Genomic DNA, 16865 nt, shown 5'->3' on the forward strand with positions numbered 1-16865 from the left:
ATTTTTATAGGTAAAATAAAAATAGTTACAGAAAGGGGCGTTATGTTCCCTCTTAATTAAAAAACAGGAAAGTAAGGGTGAGAATTATGCGAAAGGCTTTGAAAGGGTTACTTGCTACATTCCTTAGTACATCGGTTTTATTAGCAGGATGCGCTCAAGAAGAGAAAAGTACAAATGAAGCAGCAAAGATGCCGAAAGTAAAAGATGAGTTTATTAAGGCGAGTGACAAAGCAAAAAGTCCAGCAAAGGCAAAAGAAAGAAAAGATACTTTTGTAATTGGAATGCCGAGCCCTGGCGGGATATTCCTTCCGCATTTTATGGAAAATGGATGGGATGGTAATATAACGCAAGCTATATTTGCGCCTCTTGTTGGATTGGATAAGGAAGGGAAACCAATTCCCATTTTGGCGAAGAAGTGGGATATTTCGGAGGATCAGCTTACATATACGTTCCACTTGAAAGATGATTTGAAGTTTAGTGATGGTTCGCCGTTAACTGCAGATGATGTAGCATTTACATTAACGTTACTACATGACCCGGTGTATAGCGGAGCAACTGATATAAGCCAAACCGCAATAAAGGGTGGGCAAGCATATAAAGAAGGAAAGGCTACATCTATTGAGGGGATTCAAGTCATCGATCCGAAAACAATTACGATTACAACTGAAAAGGTAAATGCCCAAACATTATCGTTAATTGGTGGAGAAGTTATATCAAAAGCTTATTACGGTAAAGAATATAAGCAAGGGAATTTAGAGTATTTAAAAGAGCTATATGGAAAACCGATGGGAGCAGGAGCTTATAAACTAGATAAATATATTCCAGGTCAAGAAATTCGTTTTGTAGCAAATGAAAATTATTTTGAAGGTAAACCGAAGATTGAGCACTTTATTTATAAAATTACAAAAGGTGATACGAATTTGCAACAGTTTCAAGCGGGAGAAGTAGATTATGATGGATTTACGACAAATGTGGAGACAATCGAGCAATTAAAAGAGTTAGGTTTCGCTAATATTAATGTGTATACAGGAAGTTCTTACGGCTACATTAAAATGAATTATAAGAAACCATACTTTAAAGATAAACGTGTTCGCCAAGCGTTTATTTACGGATTAGAACGCCAAAAGGTAATTGATACGTATTTCCAAGGTTATGCTTCACTCGTCAATGTACCAATTACACCAGTTTCTTGGGCGTATACAGAAGAAGGGATTAATAAATACGAATATAATTTAGAAAAGGCAAAGAAATTACTTGATGAAGCTGGATGGAAAGTTGGTTCAGATGGAATTCGTGAAAAAGATGGTCAAAAATTGAAGGTAAGTTATTTTGCTTCTTCTGCAAGTAAAATCAATGATGTAATGATCCCTGTTATGAAAGAAGATTATAAAAAGCTTGGGGTAGATTTTAACCCAGAATACATGGACTTTAATACGATGATTTCCAAGGTAATTAAAGGAGATTATGATTTAGCGATGGTGTCCACACCGATGATTGATGATCCGAGTGGGACAATTGAGGAATTTGTTTCGACAAGTAAACGAAACTACGATGGGTATCATAATCCGAAAGTGGATGAACTAGCAACAGAGGCGCTACAAACGTTAGATATTGAGAAACGGAAAGAGATTTATAAGAAATTGTATCAAGAATTAAGTGAAGATCCACCAGTGATTTTCTTAAATAATAGTAAAGTGGTATCTGCTCATAACGCGCGAATTCAAGGATTACAAGAAGATAACTATAATGGTATATTGTTAAGTTTACCTAAATTGAATATTGCTCAATAATTTTTGGAGAACTCTCAAAATATTTATATAGAAATAATTGACAAAATATACTGAAAGATATAAGCTAATAACCATAAAGTCTACCGGAAAGGTCGGAATAAGATTGTTACCCCTCAAAAACATCTGTTTTTTTACGTTCAAAACCGACTTTTCCGATTGGCTATAAAATGTTGCTGTGGGAGGCATACATAAGGCAAGCAGTTCATAAAGTGTAATTATTAAAAAAAAGTTAGGGTGGGGACAATGAAGAAAAAGACAAAAAAATGGGCTGGTGTATTTTCAGTATTACTGAGTAGTTCGTTTGTGTTATCTGCTTGCGGGGGACAAGAAGATACGGCTTCTACAGAACCAGTTAAACAGCAAGATTTAAAAAATATAAAAATCGAAAAGATTGCTGCTACAGATAAGACGAAAGTACCTGATAAAGCAAAAAATCGAAAAGACACGTTAGTTGTTGGGATTAGTAAACCGGGTGGTGTCTTTTTACCATACTTCCAGCAAAATGGTTGGGATGGAAATGTAACCTCTGTTATTTTTGCGTCTCTTGTATCGACAGATAAACAAGGAAAGCCAACTCCAGAATTAGCTGAGAAGTGGGATGTTTCTTCTGATCAGTTAACATATACATTCCATTTACGTAAAGATTTAAAATTTAGCGATGGTTCACCATTAACAGCAGATGATGTAGCGTTCACATTGACGCTTTTACATGATAAGGCATATGAAGGTGAAATAGACATTTCTCAATATGCTGTTAAAGGTGGTAAAGAATATAAAGAAGGAAAAGCAACTTCTATTGAAGGAATTCAAGTTGTTGATCCACAGACAATTAAAATTACGACTGAAAAAGTTAATTCGCAGACACTAACTGCTTTAGGTGGACCAGTGTTATCAAAAGCGTATTATGGAAAAGACTATAAACAAAATACAAGTTTAGATTATTTAAAAGAGTTATATGGAAAACCGATAGCTGCAGGTCCATATAAATTTGAAAAGTATATCCCAGGTCAAGAAGTTCGTTTTGTAGCAAACGAAAATTATTATGCAGGTAAGCCGAAAATTCTAAACTTCATTTATAAAATTACTGCTGGTGATACAAAACTACAATTATTCCAAACAGGTGAAGTTGACTACACTGGTCTAGGTACTGGTGATGAAATTCTTGAACAGGCGAAAGGTTTACAATTCGCGAACATTCAAATCGAAACAGCGGCATCATTTAATTATATTTATATGAATAATAATAAACCGTACTTAAAGGATAAAAAGGTTCGCCAAGCACTTATTTATGGATTAGATCGCAAAAAGTATGTTGATACAGCATTAAAAGGATACGGTACAGTAGCTAACGTACCAATCCATCCGACTTCTTGGGCTTATACGGAAGAAGGGGTTAATAAATATGAATACGATAAAGAAAAAGCGAAAAAATTATTAGATGAAGCGGGATGGAAAGCTGGTTCGGATGGAATTCGTGAAAAAGATGGTCAAAAATTAAAGCTTTCTTATTTCGGCCCAAGTTCGGCTAAAGATAGTGATCTACTAATTCCAATTGCCAAAGAGAATTATAAAGAGATAGGTGTAGAATTTAATCCTGAATTTATGGACTTTAATACTATGCTTTCGAAGGTAAACAAAGGTGACTATGATTTAGCTTCTGTTTCGACACCGATTACAAGTGACCCAAGTGAAACAGCTGGTGAATATTTATCTGGTGTCAATGAGAAGAGTCTTGGTTATAAAAATGCGAAAGTAGATGAGTTAATTAAAAAGGGTATTGAGACAGTTGATATTGAAAAACGTAAACCAATTTATAAAGAACTGTATAAAGAATTAAGTGATGACCCACCAGTAATTCTATTAAACTACCGTAGGACAATTACAGGATACAACGGGAATATAAAAGGAATTGACCCTGAAAAGTACAATAGTATTAGTGCAAACTTGCCAGTATTATCTATCGAAAAATAACGATAAGAATGTATAAATAGAAGACATTTTTTCATTCGGCAAGTAGTATGTCGTTTTGAAAAAATGTTCTTCTATTTTAAGCATAAGATTGGAGAGAAAAAGGGTGAAAACATATATCATTCGTAGGCTGTTACAAATGATTCCTACACTGTTGGGTGCATCAATTATTATCTTCTTCCTGTTCGCACTTCTTCCAGGAGATTATATTGATTCAAACCCGAAGATTACACCGGAAAGAGCAGCTGAACTTAGGGAATTGTATGGATTGAATAAACCAATTGTTGAGCGATATTTTCACTGGCTAGGTAATGCATTGCAGGGGGACTTTGGTTTTTCTCTTCAATATCAAGAACCTGTAACGTCATTATTAAATAAATTTATATGGAATTCGTTTATTGTTGCGGTTATTGCATTGTTCTTTATTTGGCTAATTGCACTTATTATCGGCGTGTTTTCAGCGACAAAGCAGCATTCCTTATTCGATAAGCTTGTAACAATTGGTGTCTTTGCAGCGATGTCATTCCCTTCATTCTTTATCGGTTTGTTTTTAATTAAAGTGTTCGCGGTTGACTTTAAGTTATTACCGATAGGCGGGATGATTGATGTTGGGAGTAATTCGACGGGGCTTGCTTACGTAATAGAAGTTGCAAAGCATATGGTTTTACCAGTATTTATTTTGACACTTCTTGGAGTAGGCTCATTAACTCGTTATTTTAGAACGAGTATGTTAGAGGTTGTACGGCAAGATTACATTCGAACGGCTAGAGCAAAAGGTTTAAAGGAGAAGACAGTTATTTATAAACATGCATTAAAAAATGCAATTTTGCCGGCTATTACATTGCTTGCATTTGAGTTACCAGGATTGTTTTCAGGGGCAATTATTATTGAACAAATTTTTAACTGGCCAGGTATCGGTAATATTCAATTAGAAGCACTTAATTTCCGTGATTATACAGTATTAATGGCATTTACGATGTTTCTTTCTTGTTTAACAATTGTTTCAAACTTTTTAGCGGATGTTGTATATGCAGTTGTTGATCCACGTATTCGGTTGAAGTAAGGGGGGGAAAGAGATGGGAACTGTTACCGCAATTACAGAGAAAAAAGTAAAAAAGAAAAGACGAAATGAATCATCGCCGTGGAGGCAAGCTTTTAAAAGGATAAAGAAAAATAAAATGGCACTTATAGGGTTTTATGCATTAGTTTTTATGTTTTTATTTTGTTTTATCGGTCCATTCTTTTCACCGTATGCATCAGGGAAAATACAAGTTGCGCTAATTAACAAGCCACCTAGTTTTTCTCATTGGCTTGGTACGGATCAATTAGGAAGAGATATTTTAACGAGGCTGATGCAAGCGGGGCGGATTTCATTAACAATTGGCTTAGCTTCAATGGTGTTATCAGTTATATTAGGTGCTTTATTAGGAGCTATTGCAGGTTTTTACCGTGGTATCGTCGACAATATTATAATGCGTCTTGCCGATATTTTAATGTCGATGCCGGGATTACCGTTACTTATTATAATGGGTGCTATTTTATCAGAATGGAAAGTACCATCTGATTATCGTCTTTACGTCATTATGATTATTTTAAGTTTAGTAGGTTGGCCAGGACTTGCCCGTCTCGTACGGGGGCAAATTTTATCGCTTCGAGAACAATCGTTTATGCAAGCTGCTGATGTACTAGGGATAAAAGATTATCGGAAAATTGTATATCATTTAATCCCAAATGTTTTGCCAATATTAATTGTTGTATCAACATTAGGTGTTGCGGGTTCTATTTTAGGAGAGTCTGCACTAAGCTATCTAGGCCTTGGTGTCGTTCCACCTACACCATCGTGGGGAAATATGATTAGCTCAGCAAACTCATTAATCGATTTCCAAAAGCGTCCGTGGTTATGGATTCCACCCGGTTTTACAATCTTTATAACAGTTGTATCAATTAATTTACTTGGCGATGCACTTCGTGATGCATTAGATCCAAAGATGAAGCGGTAGGTGAGGAAGCATGAGTAAAGCAGTAGTAGAGCTAAAGGATTTACAAACACACTTTCAGACGGAAGAAGGTACAGTAAAGGCTGTCAATCATGTTAGCTTTTCAGTTCGAGAAGGTGAAACAGTTTGTGTAGTAGGCGAATCGGGCTGCGGGAAGAGTGTAACTGCGCTATCTATTATGGGACTTATTGCTGAATCAGGCAGTGTAGTAGGTGGAGATATTTTATATGAAGGAAGAAGTCTTTTAGGTATGAAAGAGAAAGAGCTTCGTAGTTTACGAGGCAATGACATTGCGATGATTTTCCAAGAACCGATGACATCGCTAAATCCGGTCTTCACTGTAGGAGAACAAATTGTAGAAACGTTAAGAGAGCATGAGCTACTTAGCAAGAACGAAGCATATAAGAAAGCGATCGAATTAATTCGTAAAGTCGGTATAGCTCGTGCTGATGAAATTGTCCATTCTTATCCGCATGAGCTGAGCGGTGGAATGTTACAACGTATTATGATTGCTGTTGCACTTAGCTGTAATCCAAAGTTATTAATTGCAGATGAACCGACAACTGCTCTTGATGTTACGATTCAAGCTCAAATATTAGATTTACTAAGACAAGTAAAAGAGGAATTTAAAACATCGATTTTATTAATTACACATGATCTAGGTGTTGTAGCGGAAATGGCCGATTATGTTGTCGTTATGTATGGTGGAAAAGTTATTGAAGAGGCACCGGTACTAGAGATCTTTCAAAATCCGAAACATCCATATACGCAAGGGCTGCTAAAATCAAAACCAGTAATGGGGCAACGAACAGATAAACTTTATTCTATTCCAGGGCAAGTTCCTAATTTGGTTGGCTTAGATGAGTTTTGCTACTTTAGTGGCCGCTGTGAACATTGCATGGAAATATGCAAAAATGAAGCGCCAAATCTTAATGTGCATGACGAGGATCATAAAGTAGCTTGTTGGTTATATGAGGAGCGTGCTGGGCAATGAGTGAACCATTATTAGAAGTGAAGAACTTAAAAACGTATTTTCCGATTAAGGGCGGCGTATTTAGTAGAACGATTGGACATGTGAAAGCGGTAGATGGGGTAAGCTTTACAATTGATAAAGGAGAAGTGTTTGGCCTAGTAGGAGAGTCTGGAAGTGGGAAGACGACGATAGGTAAAACAATTCTCCGTCTCGTTCAAAAAACAGAAGGTGAAGTGAAGTTTAAAGGTCAAGATGTTCATGCTTTATCAAAAGAGGAGCTGAGAAAGCACCGTCCTAATATGCAGCTCGTGTTCCAAGATCCATTTAGCTCATTAAATCCAAGAATGAGAATTGGAGAAGCACTTGGTGAGCCAATGTTGGCTCATGGGCTAGCGACGAAGGAAAATGTTCGTGAAAAGGTGATAGAAGTATTGGAGTTATGTGGTTTAGCTCCATATCATATTGACCGATATCCTCATGAGTTTTCTGGTGGACAACGTCAGCGTATCGTTATCGCAAGGGCTATGGTATTAGATCCGGAATTTATTGTAGCTGATGAGCCTGTTGCGGCATTAGATGTATCTATTCAAGCGCAAATCATTAATTTGTTTAGTGAATTACAGGAGAAAAAGGGATTATCCTATTTATTCATTTCACATGATTTAAGTGTAGTGGAGCATTTATGTACAAAAATTGGGATTATGTATTTAGGAACTATTGTGGAAACAGCAACACGTGATGAGTTATTTGCGAATCCACTTCATCCGTATACAAAAGCTTTGTTATCGGCTGTACCAATACCAGATCCAACAGTGAAGCGAGAGCGAATTATACTAGAGGGTGATATTCCAAGTCCAGCGAATCCACCTTCAGGTTGTCGTTTTCATACACGTTGTCCGTTTGCGACAGATGTTTGTAAAAAAACAGTACCAGAATTTCGTAATGTTGGTGAAGAGCACTTTGTTGCTTGTCATCATGTATAAAAAAAGGACTCTTTCAAATTGAAAGAGTCCTTTTTTTATTTACTAGATGAAGTTTGTTTCAATACAAATTGCTCGATTGCATGAGCAACACCATGTTCATTGTTTGTTAATGTTACAACATCACATAGTTTTTTTACATCTTCTTCAGCGTTTCCCATTGCAACAGATAAACCAGCAACTTGTAACATTGGCACGTCATTAAAGTTATCGCCGATTGCAACAGTATCTTCAATTGATATATTGAAATAAGCTGCCATTTCTTGCAAACCATTGCCTTTATGGCCATGCTTATCCATAATTTCTACATTAGTAGGAGCGGATGCCGTAACTGAAATGTCCGTATCTCCTTGTAAAGTTTGTAATAGCTGTGAACGATGAGCAGCATTAAATGTTAAAATGAAGAATTTAGATATTTCTAATTCTGGATTATTTACGACATCTTCGATTTTTTGGAAATCAGTAATTAAGTTAGATTTCTTTTGTTTTTCTGTAATTCTTTCAAGTTCCTCAAGTGTAACATCTAGTGCATGCTTATTTTCTTCGAATGCCTGCATGACTTGACCTTGCCATGTATAAGGAGAATAAACCCCTTTATTTGTGTACAACTTATATGGGAAACCTTCAGATTCTAGTAATTTTGCAAGCTTGTATACTTTATCATTTTGTAAACAACGCGAGTTAATTACTTTTCCGTCCACATAAACAATTGCCCCATTGCTTGCTCCAACTGGAAGAGATAGTTTATATTCTTCCAATAATTTCAAAGCATCCTCTTTCGCGCGGCCAGAACAAATCATTACAATATGACCAGCTTCTTTTGCGGTTTGGATAGCTTGTAAGTTCTCTTTGGAGATTTCAAGATTAGATGATAGTAGTGTACCATCCATATCTAGTGCGATTAATTTCAAAATGACCACCTCTTTGTTTCCATTATACATAGTTATATAGAGGAAACATATAAACTTATCTTGGAAAGATAGTATTCTATCCCGCATTAATTGCCAGTAAAAGCTCGATTGGTGAGGGGGAATAATCAGTAGGGAATGGAACCCTCGCTGATTAAAGTTTCACTTTGTTTTGTAACGAAATAGAGATGAATAATATTATATTTCGCTTTATGACCGTAATGTTACACAAGTGTTACAAATGTGAGTGTAGTAGAAAACGCATTAAAACAAGGTTTTTGAGTATTTATTTAAAAAAACGTAAAAAAAGTGTAATAAAATTTACGTAATTATATTGCAACGTAATAATAGTTATGTTACATTAATGTTACAAACGTTACGTGATTAATTTTAATGTAACGTTAACATGAAAACTATGAACTAATCATTTCTTAGTAATTACATATAGATAACTTATAAAAAAGGAGAATGAATGATATGAACAACGAGCAAGTATTAAACATAACAAAAGGCGACTTCTTAGGATCAGCAAGCGGAGCAGTAGTATTAACAGCATTAATCGTATTTCTATCAAGCGTATTAGTATAATAGAAGTTTTATAACAAAAATAAGAGAAGGGAGAATGAAAATTATGAACAACGAGCAAGTATTAAACGTAACAAAAGGCGACTTCTTAGGATCAGCAAGTGGAGCGGTAGTATTAACAGCATTAATCGTATTTCTATCAAGCGTATTAGTATAATAGAAGTTTTATAACAAAAATAAGAGAAGGGAGAATGAAAATTATGAACAACGAGCAAGTATTAAACGTAACAAAAGGCGACTTCTTAGGATCAGCAAGTGGAGCGGTAGTATTAACAGCATTAATCGTATTTCTATCAAGCGTATTAGTATAATAGAAGTTTTATAACAAAAATAAGAGAAGGGAGAATGAAAATTATGAACAACGAGCAAGTATTAAACGTAACAAAAGGCGACTTCTTAGGATCAGCAAGTGGAGCGGTAGTATTAACAGCATTAATCGTATTTCTATCAAGCGTATTAGTATAATAGAATTTTTGTAACAAAAGAAAAAGAAGGGAGAATGAAAAAAATGAAAGAGCAAGTATTACAAGTAACAAAAGGTGATTTCGTAGGGTCAGCAAGTGGAGCAGTAGTATTAACAGCGTTAATCGTATTTCTATCAAGCGTATTAGTATAATAGAATTTTTGTAACAAAAGAAAAAAGAAGGGAGAATGAAAAAATGAAAGAGCAAGTATTACAAGTAACAAAAGGTGATTTCGTAGGATCAGCAAGTGGAGCAGTGGTATTAACGGCATTAATCGTATTTCTATCAAGTGTATTAGTATAATAGAAGTTTTAAATCGTACAAAATGAAAGGAGAATGAGGAATATGAACAGTGAACAAGTGTTACAAGTAACAAAAACAGATTTATTAGGATCATTAGGCGGAGCAGTAATATTAACATCATTTATTCTATTCCTTGCAAATATATTAGTATGAGAAATATAAATACAATCATTCAAAAAAAATAAAGACTCTAACGTATTAGTAAGTAGTTAATATGTTTGGGTCTTTTTTATTTTCCTCTCATATATATCCTCAAGTATTAATATTCCCCATTACTTTAAAGAGAAAAAAGTCGAATTTTATATGTAAGAAAAAAAGAGGAATTTGACAGAAAAGATAGAAAATTTTAAAGGTCAGAATTTGTTAGCTTGCTAACTAATTTCTATTAATTGATGTTGGAAGCGTTTTCGGTTGGTTTTAAGTATGGACCATTTAATCTATTTACAGGGGGATGAAGATATTATGAAACAAAAATCTATGGATACGCTAGCTGCACAAATGGAGGACTTTTTTCCGGTACGTGATGTAGATCATTTGGAGTTTTACGTAGGGAATGCAAAGCAATCGAGTTATTACCTTGCGAGAGCGTTCGGATTCAAAATCGTGGCTTACTCTGGATTAGAAACAGGAAACCGTGAAAAGGTATCTTATGTGCTTGTGCAAAAAAATATGCGTTTTGTTGTGTCCGGAGCCCTAGGTAGCGATAATCGTATCGCAGAGTTTGTAAAGACTCATGGTGACGGCGTGAAAGATGTAGCTTTACTTGTTGATGATGTTGATAAAGCATATTCGGAAGCGGTGAAACGTGGTGCCGTCGCAATTGCTCCACCTGAGGAGTTAACAGATGAGGACGGTACATTGAAAAAAGCGGTTATTGGTACGTATGGTGATACAATTCACACGCTTGTAGAGCGTAAAAATTATAAAGGAACATTTATGCCAGGATTCCAAAAGGTTGAGTTTAATATTCCATTTGAAGAATCCGGTTTAATTGCTGTAGACCATGTTGTTGGTAACGTTGAGAAGATGGAAGAATGGGTTAGTTATTATGAGAACGTCATGGGATTTAAACAAATGATTCACTTTGATGATGACGATATTAGCACAGAGTATTCGGCACTAATGTCAAAAGTGATGACGAATGGAAGCCGTATTAAGTTTCCAATTAATGAACCAGCAGACGGAAAAAGAAAGTCACAAATTCAAGAATATCTAGAGTTCTATAACGGAGCGGGTGTACAGCATCTCGCTTTATTAACAAGTGACATTGTAAAAACAATTGAAGTGCTTCGTGCAAATGGCGTGGAGTTTTTAGATACGCCAGATACGTATTACGATGAGTTAACTGCACGAGTGGGGAAAATTGATGAAGAAATTGATAAGTTAAAAGAATTGAAGATTCTAGTAGACCGTGACGAAGAAGGTTATTTATTACAAATCTTTACGAAACCAATTGTAGATCGTCCAACTCTATTTATTGAAATTATCCAACGTAAAGGTTCTCGTGGATTTGGCGAAGGGAACTTTAAAGCGTTATTCGAATCAATTGAAAGAGAACAAGAGCGTCGCGGAAATTTATAAAATTTGTATCCACCAGCAAGAGTTCCTTTGTTGGTGGAAATTTCATTTTCATAGGGAGGAATCATGATGAAATTTGTTACATTTCGTCTCCCATCGAAAGAAATGCGAGCTGGATGGCTTGAAGGTGACAAAGTAATCGATATGAATCTTGCGAGTGATGGACAATTACCTTCTTCTATGTTTGCCTTTTTAGAGAAAGCAGATGAGTATGTAGAAGTATTGCGTAATATTAAGAATCCTGAAAAGGGTATATATTCCTTAGAGGAAGTTCAATTAGCAGCGGCAATTCCTAATCCGAGTAGCATTCGAGATTTTTATGCATTTGAACAGCATGTAAAAACAGCCCGCGGGAGAAGAGGGCTAGATGTTGTACCTGAATGGTATGATATCCCGGTTTTTTATTTTACTAACCATCGTGCTGTTATTGGTCCGGATGATTTTGTAATTGGCCCGAAGAAGTCTAAAAAGCTTGATTATGAATTAGAGATTGCTTGTGTAATCGGAAAAGAAGGACGAAATATTTCTCGTGAGCAAGCAGAGGAATATATTTTTGGTTATTGTATTATGAACGACTGGAGTGCAAGGGACTTACAAGCAACAGAAATGAAGGTAGGGCTTGGACCAGCAAAAGGAAAAGACTTTGCAACTTCATTAGGAGCGTATCTCGTTACGAAAGAGGAATTAGACATGTATCGTAATGGTAATCGATATGATTTAGAGATGACTGCTCACGTGAATGGAAAACTATTATCAAAGGGAAACCTTCAAGATATTTACTATACGTTTGCTGAAATGATTGAACGTGCTTCACAAGACGTGACCTTATATCCGGGAGATGTGATTGGTTCTGGAACAGTAGGAACAGGATGTATTTTAGAACTTGGTACAGAAGAGTGGCTACAAGATGGAGATGTTGTAGAGCTGTCGATTACTGGTTTAGGTACATTACGTAATACGGTAAAAAAAGACATGAAAGCAGGTGATGGGCATGTTTTATCGTCACATGGGGGAGCTACCTCATAAACGACATGTACAATTTCGTAAAAAGGATGGAGCGCTTTATCGAGAACAGGTAATGGGAACGAAAGGTTTTTCTGGTACGCAGTCTATTTTGTACCATCATTATATGCCAACGGAAGTAGGTCATGCGGCATTATCTCATTCTTGTCAGTTGCAGTATGAAGAAGATGTAGCTCTTGCACATCGTCATTTTCGCACGAAAGAAAATAAAAAAACTGGCGATGCAGTAAGCGGAAGAACCTTTATGCTTGGGAATGAGGATTTATTAATTGGAGTAGTGACTCCAACAGAAAAAATGGACTATTTCTACCGTAATGGTGATGGCGATGAAATGTTATTTGTTCATTATGGAACAGGAAAAATTGAAACAATGTTCGGAACGATTCACTATAGAAAAGGTGATTATGTAACGATCCCAATTGGAACGATTTATCGTGTTATTCCAGATGAAGGAGAGACTAAGTTTCTTGTTGTAGAGGCGAATAGCCAAATTACAACACCAAGTCGCTATCGCAATGAGTATGGGCAATTGTTAGAGCATAGTCCGTTTTGTGAAAGAGATATTCGTGGTCCGGAGAAATTGGAGACATATGATGAAAAAGGTGAGTTTGTCGTAATGACAAAGTCGAGGGGTTATATGCATAAGCATGTTTTAGGGCACCATCCGTTAGATGTTGTTGGCTGGGATGGCTATTTATATCCATGGGTATTTAATGTTGAGGATTTTGAACCGATTACAGGTCGTATTCATCAGCCACCACCAGTACATCAAACATTCGAAGGTCATAATTTTGTTATTTGCTCTTTCGTACCACGCTTATATGATTATCATCCAGAATCAATTCCGGCACCATATTATCACAGTAATGTGAATAGTGATGAGGTACTTTACTATGTAGAAGGTAACTTTATGAGCCGAAAAGGGGTGGAAGAAGGTTCTATTACGCTTCATCCGAGCGGGATTCCACATGGGCCGCATCCTGGAAAAACAGAAGCGAGTATAGGGAAGAAAGAAACACTTGAATTGGCTGTTATGATAGATACATTCCGTCCGCTGCGTATTGTAAAACAAGCACATGAGACGGAAGATGAAAAGTATATGTATAGCTGGATTGAAGAGGGTTCATATACTGTGAAATAAGTAAAAAGAGGCATGCTCAATAAAGGAGCATGCCTCTTTTGTGGAATCGACATGTATAATAATACCAAAAACAGTTGTGAAAAGATATATAGATATGATTGTGTGAATCTTTTTATAGAAAGAAGGATAAGGGGATAGCGCGTATCTCGATAGTTTTCTGTTTATTCCGACAAAAGAATTGACTAAAAAACATGCCGTGGTAAAATGGAAAAGTAAATTAAATTTTCAGAAAACTAAAATCATGGAGGAGCACAGTATGAAGCAAATTTTTCAAAAGAAGCCGATTTCAACGTTACTGCAAGAAAGTAAACAAAAGACATTATCGAGAACGTTAGGGGCACTTGATTTAACAATGCTTGGAATCGGAGCAATTGTTGGAACTGGTATTTTTGTTCTTACTGGCGTTGTAGCAGCGAAACATTCTGGACCAGCTATTATATTATCATTTGCTATAGCTGCATTAGCTTGTGCCTTTGCTGCATTTTGTTACGCTGAATTTGCTTCTTCAGTTCCTGTCTCAGGGAGTGTGTACACGTACACGTATGCGACGATGGGAGAAGTATTTGCATTCTTAATTGGATGGGATTTAATGCTCGAGTATTTATTAGCTACATCTGCTGTAGCCAATGGATGGTCAGCGTATTTTCAATCGTTATTAAAGGGATTTGGGATTCATATTCCGACCGTTCTCTCCTCGGCTCCTGGTACAGGAAAGGGTGGAATAATTGATTTACCTGCAGTTCTAATTATTTTAGTTATGACGGCTCTTTTATCTAGAGGTGTTCGGGAAAGTGCACGTGTAAATAATATAATGGTATTTATTAAACTAGCAGTTGTTCTCATTTTTATCTTCGCTGGATTTAATTATGTAAAACCTGAAAATTGGACACCTTTTATGCCATTTGGGTTAGATGGTGTAATGGCTGGAGCAGCTACAGTTTTCTTTGCATTCATTGGATTCGATGCTGTATCAACAGCCGCAGAAGAAGTGAAGCGCCCGCAACGCGATTTGCCGATTGGAATTATTGCATCGTTACTAGTTTGTACGGTTCTTTACATTGTTGTTTCACTTATTTTGACAGGGATTGTTCCATATGGTCAGTTGAATATATCAGATCCAGTTGCTTTCGCACTTCAATTTATTGGACAAGATAGTTTGGCGGGAGTGATATCAGTAGGAGCAATTACAGGAATTACAACTGTAATGCTAGTTATGATGTATGGGCAAGTTCGTGTTTCATATGCAATGAGCAGAGATGGATTGTTGCCGAAGCGTCTTGCTAAAGTTCATCCGAAATTTAAAACACCATTTTTAAATACATGGACAACAGGTATTATTGCAGCACTTATTTCAGGATTAATAGATTTAAATGTTTTAGCACACCTTGTAAATATGGGGACTTTGTCAGCCTTTGCACTTGTAGCCGTTGCTGTCATTGTGATGAGAAGAACTCATCCTGATTTACCAAGGGCGTTTAAGGCGCCTCTTGTACCATTTTTACCAGCATTAACAGTTATCTTTTGCTTATATTTGATGCTTCAATTATCAGCAACAGCCTGGATCAGTTTTGGTGTTTGGATGGTTATCGGTGTAGTAGTTTATTTCGCCTATAGTAGAAAGCGTAGTGTTTTAAATAATAGTAAAAAAGAAGAAGATGTAGCAAATTTATAAGTGGAAAATCCATTCTAATTCTGTTAGGATGGATTTTTATTTTGAAAATTTACATTTTTCTGAATGTATTATAAGATAATTGTTGGCGAACTAAAGGGGTGAAAATGTGAAAAATACATGGCGTGAGCTAAGAGAGATGGATCGTAACGTATGGATTCGATTTATCGGTGAGACTTTGAACGGAATTGCGATGATGATGTTAATGCCTTTTTTTGCACTATATTTAAAAGATAAGGTAGATTCTTTATTACAAGTTGGGATTATTATGGCGCTTTCTCCAATTGCTGCAAGCTTTGGCTCGCTTATAGGCGGAAGAATAGCTGATATATATGGAAGAACGCCAATTATGATATTTTCAATGGCGAGTAATGCGTTATTAATGCTCGGTTTTTTATTTATCAAAGGATTTATTCCATACGCTATTTTATCTATTTTTTTAGGGTTAAGTAATTCTTTATTTCATCCAGCAGCATTAGCGATGGTTGCGGATGTGACGGCGCCAGAAAAAAGAACAGAAGCATATGGTTTATTGCGAATGGGACACAATATTGGTGCTGCAATTGGACCGATAATGGGAGCATCAGTAGTTGTTTTATCAAAGAACCTCGTGTTTATTATTGCTTCATCCGCTATGTTGTTTTACGCGCTACTAGTGTTAGTACTTATTAAAGAAACAATGCCAAAAATTACGGATATGACGGAAAAAAATAAAGAGAAGGAATCCGGAGCAGTTTGGAAAATTTTAATGAGAGATAAGGCGTTAATGATTTATTTGTTAGCGGGGATCATTATTTCTATGGGGTTTTCTCAAACAGAAGGCATGTTACCGCTTCACTTTGATAACGAAATGAAGGATATTTTTGGAGTCAACAATCCATACCCATATTTAATGGCATTAAATGGTCTATTAGTTGTTTTATTTCAATTTCAAATTTCAAAATGGGCGACAGATAAACCTGTCGGAAAGACGATGTTATACGGTGCGTGTTTGTTCGGAATTGGTTTGTTTTTTATAGGATGGTTACCGAAGTGGTTTGGAGAATATGATACAAATGCTACAATTATTTTAATGACGTTAATGTTTGTTTATGCCATATATACGTTAGGCGAGATGATTATGTCGCCTGTACAGATGACGTTTGTAGCGAATTTGGCCCCTGAGCATTTGAGAGGAACCTATATGGGGGCGGCGAGTTTGCAGTGGATTACAGGAAGTGCATTCGGTCCACTTCTTGGTGGTTTTCTATTGGATCGTTTGCTTGGTCACTACTTATTTACAATTTTAAGTGTAGGGTGTGTAGTTGCAGGCTTTGTATATGTTTCTTTAGATCGTCTTGTTGAGCAGAGGCAAAAAGATACGCCTACAAAACAGTCTTCTTAATAAAATGAAACTTTAATCAATGTTTTTTCACCCTCCACAAATGGTAGGGTAATATAGATGACATACACACAAAGTGGATTTCTACATATTTTAGGTACATAA

At 36.2% G+C, this 16865-nt stretch carries 19 protein-coding genes; 18 read left to right on the plus strand and 1 reads right to left on the minus strand.

The genetic code is table 11. From position 1 onward, the window contains the following. The first annotated feature begins 86 nt into the window (after window positions 1-86). The 6 genes from KPL75_RS15310 to KPL75_RS15335 all read left to right on the plus strand — a co-directional run bounded on the left by KPL75_RS15310 (window position 87) and on the right by KPL75_RS15335 (window position 7711). Window positions 87-1790, plus strand: a complete 1704-nt coding sequence (locus tag KPL75_RS15310; protein ID WP_219916877.1) for an ABC transporter substrate-binding protein — start codon at window positions 87-89, stop codon at window positions 1788-1790. A gap of 243 nt (window positions 1791-2033) precedes the next feature. Further along, window positions 2034-3761 carry an ABC transporter substrate-binding protein gene (locus KPL75_RS15315; RefSeq protein WP_219916878.1) on the plus strand — a complete coding sequence of 576 codons (1728 nt, stop codon included), beginning with the start codon at window positions 2034-2036 and terminating at the stop codon, window positions 3759-3761. A 103-nt stretch (window positions 3762-3864) separates the two neighbouring features. Then, window positions 3865-4821, plus strand: coding sequence for an ABC transporter permease (locus tag KPL75_RS15320; protein WP_219916879.1), 957 nt, complete (start codon window positions 3865-3867; stop codon window positions 4819-4821). Between the two features lie 13 nt (window positions 4822-4834). Then, window positions 4835-5758, plus strand: a complete 924-nt coding sequence (gene opp4C, locus KPL75_RS15325; protein ID WP_219916880.1) for an oligopeptide ABC transporter permease — start codon at window positions 4835-4837, stop codon at window positions 5756-5758. A gap of 10 nt (window positions 5759-5768) precedes the next feature. Continuing rightward, window positions 5769-6749 (plus strand): ABC transporter ATP-binding protein, encoded by a 981-nt coding sequence (locus tag KPL75_RS15330; protein ID WP_219916881.1) that lies wholly within the window; start codon window positions 5769-5771, stop codon window positions 6747-6749. Beyond that, window positions 6746-7711 (plus strand): ABC transporter ATP-binding protein, encoded by a 966-nt coding sequence (locus KPL75_RS15335; protein WP_219916882.1) that lies wholly within the window; start codon window positions 6746-6748, stop codon window positions 7709-7711. The genes KPL75_RS15330 and KPL75_RS15335 overlap by 4 nt, the downstream gene beginning before the upstream one ends. 35 nt (window positions 7712-7746) lie before the next feature. Here the strand turns inward: KPL75_RS15335 and KPL75_RS15340 are convergent, their stop codons facing one another. Then, on the minus strand, window positions 7747-8619 hold the full coding sequence (locus tag KPL75_RS15340) for a Cof-type HAD-IIB family hydrolase (RefSeq protein ID WP_219916883.1): 873 nt from the start codon (window positions 8617-8619) through the stop codon (window positions 7747-7749). A gap of 465 nt (window positions 8620-9084) precedes the next feature. Between KPL75_RS15340 and KPL75_RS15345 the strand changes: the two genes are divergently transcribed. The 12 genes from KPL75_RS15345 to KPL75_RS15400 all read left to right on the plus strand — a co-directional run bounded on the left by KPL75_RS15345 (window position 9085) and on the right by KPL75_RS15400 (window position 16763). Further along, a complete protein-coding gene (locus KPL75_RS15345; protein ID WP_219916884.1) occupies window positions 9085-9204 on the plus strand; it encodes a DUF3948 family protein in 120 nt (39 codons plus the stop codon). Window positions 9205-9247: 43 nt separating this feature from the next. Then, the gene (locus tag KPL75_RS15350) at window positions 9248-9358 is read left to right on the plus strand and encodes a DUF3948 family protein (RefSeq protein ID WP_001058532.1); all 111 of its coding nucleotides are present in this window, start codon (window positions 9248-9250) and stop codon (window positions 9356-9358) included. A gap of 43 nt (window positions 9359-9401) precedes the next feature. After that, a complete protein-coding gene (locus KPL75_RS15355; RefSeq protein WP_001058532.1) occupies window positions 9402-9512 on the plus strand; it encodes a DUF3948 family protein in 111 nt (36 codons plus the stop codon). Between the two features lie 43 nt (window positions 9513-9555). After that, the gene (locus tag KPL75_RS15360; protein ID WP_001058532.1) at window positions 9556-9666 is read left to right on the plus strand and encodes a DUF3948 family protein; all 111 of its coding nucleotides are present in this window, start codon (window positions 9556-9558) and stop codon (window positions 9664-9666) included. A gap of 34 nt (window positions 9667-9700) precedes the next feature. Next, complete coding sequence (locus KPL75_RS15365; protein WP_219916885.1) at window positions 9701-9817, plus strand: DUF3948 family protein; 117 nt, start codon at window positions 9701-9703, stop codon at window positions 9815-9817. 43 nt (window positions 9818-9860) lie between these two features. Next, window positions 9861-9968, plus strand: coding sequence for a DUF3948 family protein (locus tag KPL75_RS15370; RefSeq protein WP_000664237.1), 108 nt, complete (start codon window positions 9861-9863; stop codon window positions 9966-9968). A gap of 42 nt (window positions 9969-10010) precedes the next feature. Then, a complete protein-coding gene (locus KPL75_RS15375) occupies window positions 10011-10121 on the plus strand; it encodes a DUF3948 family protein (protein WP_001083697.1) in 111 nt (36 codons plus the stop codon). Window positions 10122-10430: 309 nt separating this feature from the next. Next, window positions 10431-11549 (plus strand): 4-hydroxyphenylpyruvate dioxygenase, encoded by a 1119-nt coding sequence (hppD, locus tag KPL75_RS15380; protein ID WP_219916886.1) that lies wholly within the window; start codon window positions 10431-10433, stop codon window positions 11547-11549. Between the two features lie 66 nt (window positions 11550-11615). Then, window positions 11616-12572 (plus strand): fumarylacetoacetate hydrolase family protein, encoded by a 957-nt coding sequence (locus KPL75_RS15385; protein WP_219916887.1) that lies wholly within the window; start codon window positions 11616-11618, stop codon window positions 12570-12572. Next, window positions 12538-13710 (plus strand): homogentisate 1,2-dioxygenase, encoded by a 1173-nt coding sequence (locus tag KPL75_RS15390; RefSeq protein WP_070140604.1) that lies wholly within the window; start codon window positions 12538-12540, stop codon window positions 13708-13710. The genes KPL75_RS15385 and KPL75_RS15390 overlap by 35 nt, the downstream gene beginning before the upstream one ends. A 256-nt stretch (window positions 13711-13966) precedes the next feature. After that, window positions 13967-15382 carry a branched-chain amino acid transporter BcaP gene (locus KPL75_RS15395; RefSeq protein ID WP_219916888.1) on the plus strand — a complete coding sequence of 472 codons (1416 nt, stop codon included), beginning with the start codon at window positions 13967-13969 and terminating at the stop codon, window positions 15380-15382. A 106-nt stretch (window positions 15383-15488) separates the two neighbouring features. Next, a complete protein-coding gene (locus KPL75_RS15400) occupies window positions 15489-16763 on the plus strand; it encodes an MDR family MFS transporter (RefSeq protein ID WP_219916889.1) in 1275 nt (424 codons plus the stop codon). Window positions 16764-16865: the final 102 nt, after the last annotated feature.

The sequence above is a fragment of the Bacillus sp. NP247 genome (assembly GCF_018966865.1).
GTDB lineage: Bacteria > Bacillota > Bacilli > Bacillales > Bacillaceae_G > Bacillus_A.

Excerpts from the sequence above, each read along its gene's own strand:
- KPL75_RS15375 (WP_001083697.1), top strand. The coding sequence starts at position 10,011 with ATGAACAGTGAACAAGTGTTACAAGTAACAAAAACAGATTTATTAGGA.
- hppD (WP_219916886.1), top strand. The coding sequence starts at position 10,431 with ATGAAACAAAAATCTATGGATACGCTAGCTGCACAAATGGAGGACTTT.
- KPL75_RS15360 (WP_001058532.1), top strand. The coding sequence starts at position 9,556 with ATGAACAACGAGCAAGTATTAAACGTAACAAAAGGCGACTTCTTAGGA.
- KPL75_RS15390 (WP_070140604.1), top strand. The coding sequence starts at position 12,538 with ATGTTTTATCGTCACATGGGGGAGCTACCTCATAAACGACATGTACAA.
- KPL75_RS15315 (WP_219916878.1), top strand. The coding sequence starts at position 2,034 with ATGAAGAAAAAGACAAAAAAATGGGCTGGTGTATTTTCAGTATTACTG.
- opp4C (WP_219916880.1), top strand. The coding sequence starts at position 4,835 with ATGGGAACTGTTACCGCAATTACAGAGAAAAAAGTAAAAAAGAAAAGA.
- KPL75_RS15335 (WP_219916882.1), top strand. The coding sequence starts at position 6,746 with ATGAGTGAACCATTATTAGAAGTGAAGAACTTAAAAACGTATTTTCCG.
- KPL75_RS15330 (WP_219916881.1), top strand. The coding sequence starts at position 5,769 with ATGAGTAAAGCAGTAGTAGAGCTAAAGGATTTACAAACACACTTTCAG.
- KPL75_RS15345 (WP_219916884.1), top strand. The coding sequence starts at position 9,085 with ATGAATGATATGAACAACGAGCAAGTATTAAACATAACAAAAGGCGAC.
- KPL75_RS15355 (WP_001058532.1), top strand. The coding sequence starts at position 9,402 with ATGAACAACGAGCAAGTATTAAACGTAACAAAAGGCGACTTCTTAGGA.
- KPL75_RS15395 (WP_219916888.1), top strand. The coding sequence starts at position 13,967 with ATGAAGCAAATTTTTCAAAAGAAGCCGATTTCAACGTTACTGCAAGAA.
- KPL75_RS15310 (WP_219916877.1), top strand. The coding sequence starts at position 87 with ATGCGAAAGGCTTTGAAAGGGTTACTTGCTACATTCCTTAGTACATCG.
- KPL75_RS15365 (WP_219916885.1), top strand. The coding sequence starts at position 9,701 with ATGAAAAAAATGAAAGAGCAAGTATTACAAGTAACAAAAGGTGATTTC.
- KPL75_RS15370 (WP_000664237.1), top strand. The coding sequence starts at position 9,861 with ATGAAAGAGCAAGTATTACAAGTAACAAAAGGTGATTTCGTAGGATCA.
- KPL75_RS15350 (WP_001058532.1), top strand. The coding sequence starts at position 9,248 with ATGAACAACGAGCAAGTATTAAACGTAACAAAAGGCGACTTCTTAGGA.
- KPL75_RS15385 (WP_219916887.1), top strand. The coding sequence starts at position 11,616 with ATGAAATTTGTTACATTTCGTCTCCCATCGAAAGAAATGCGAGCTGGA.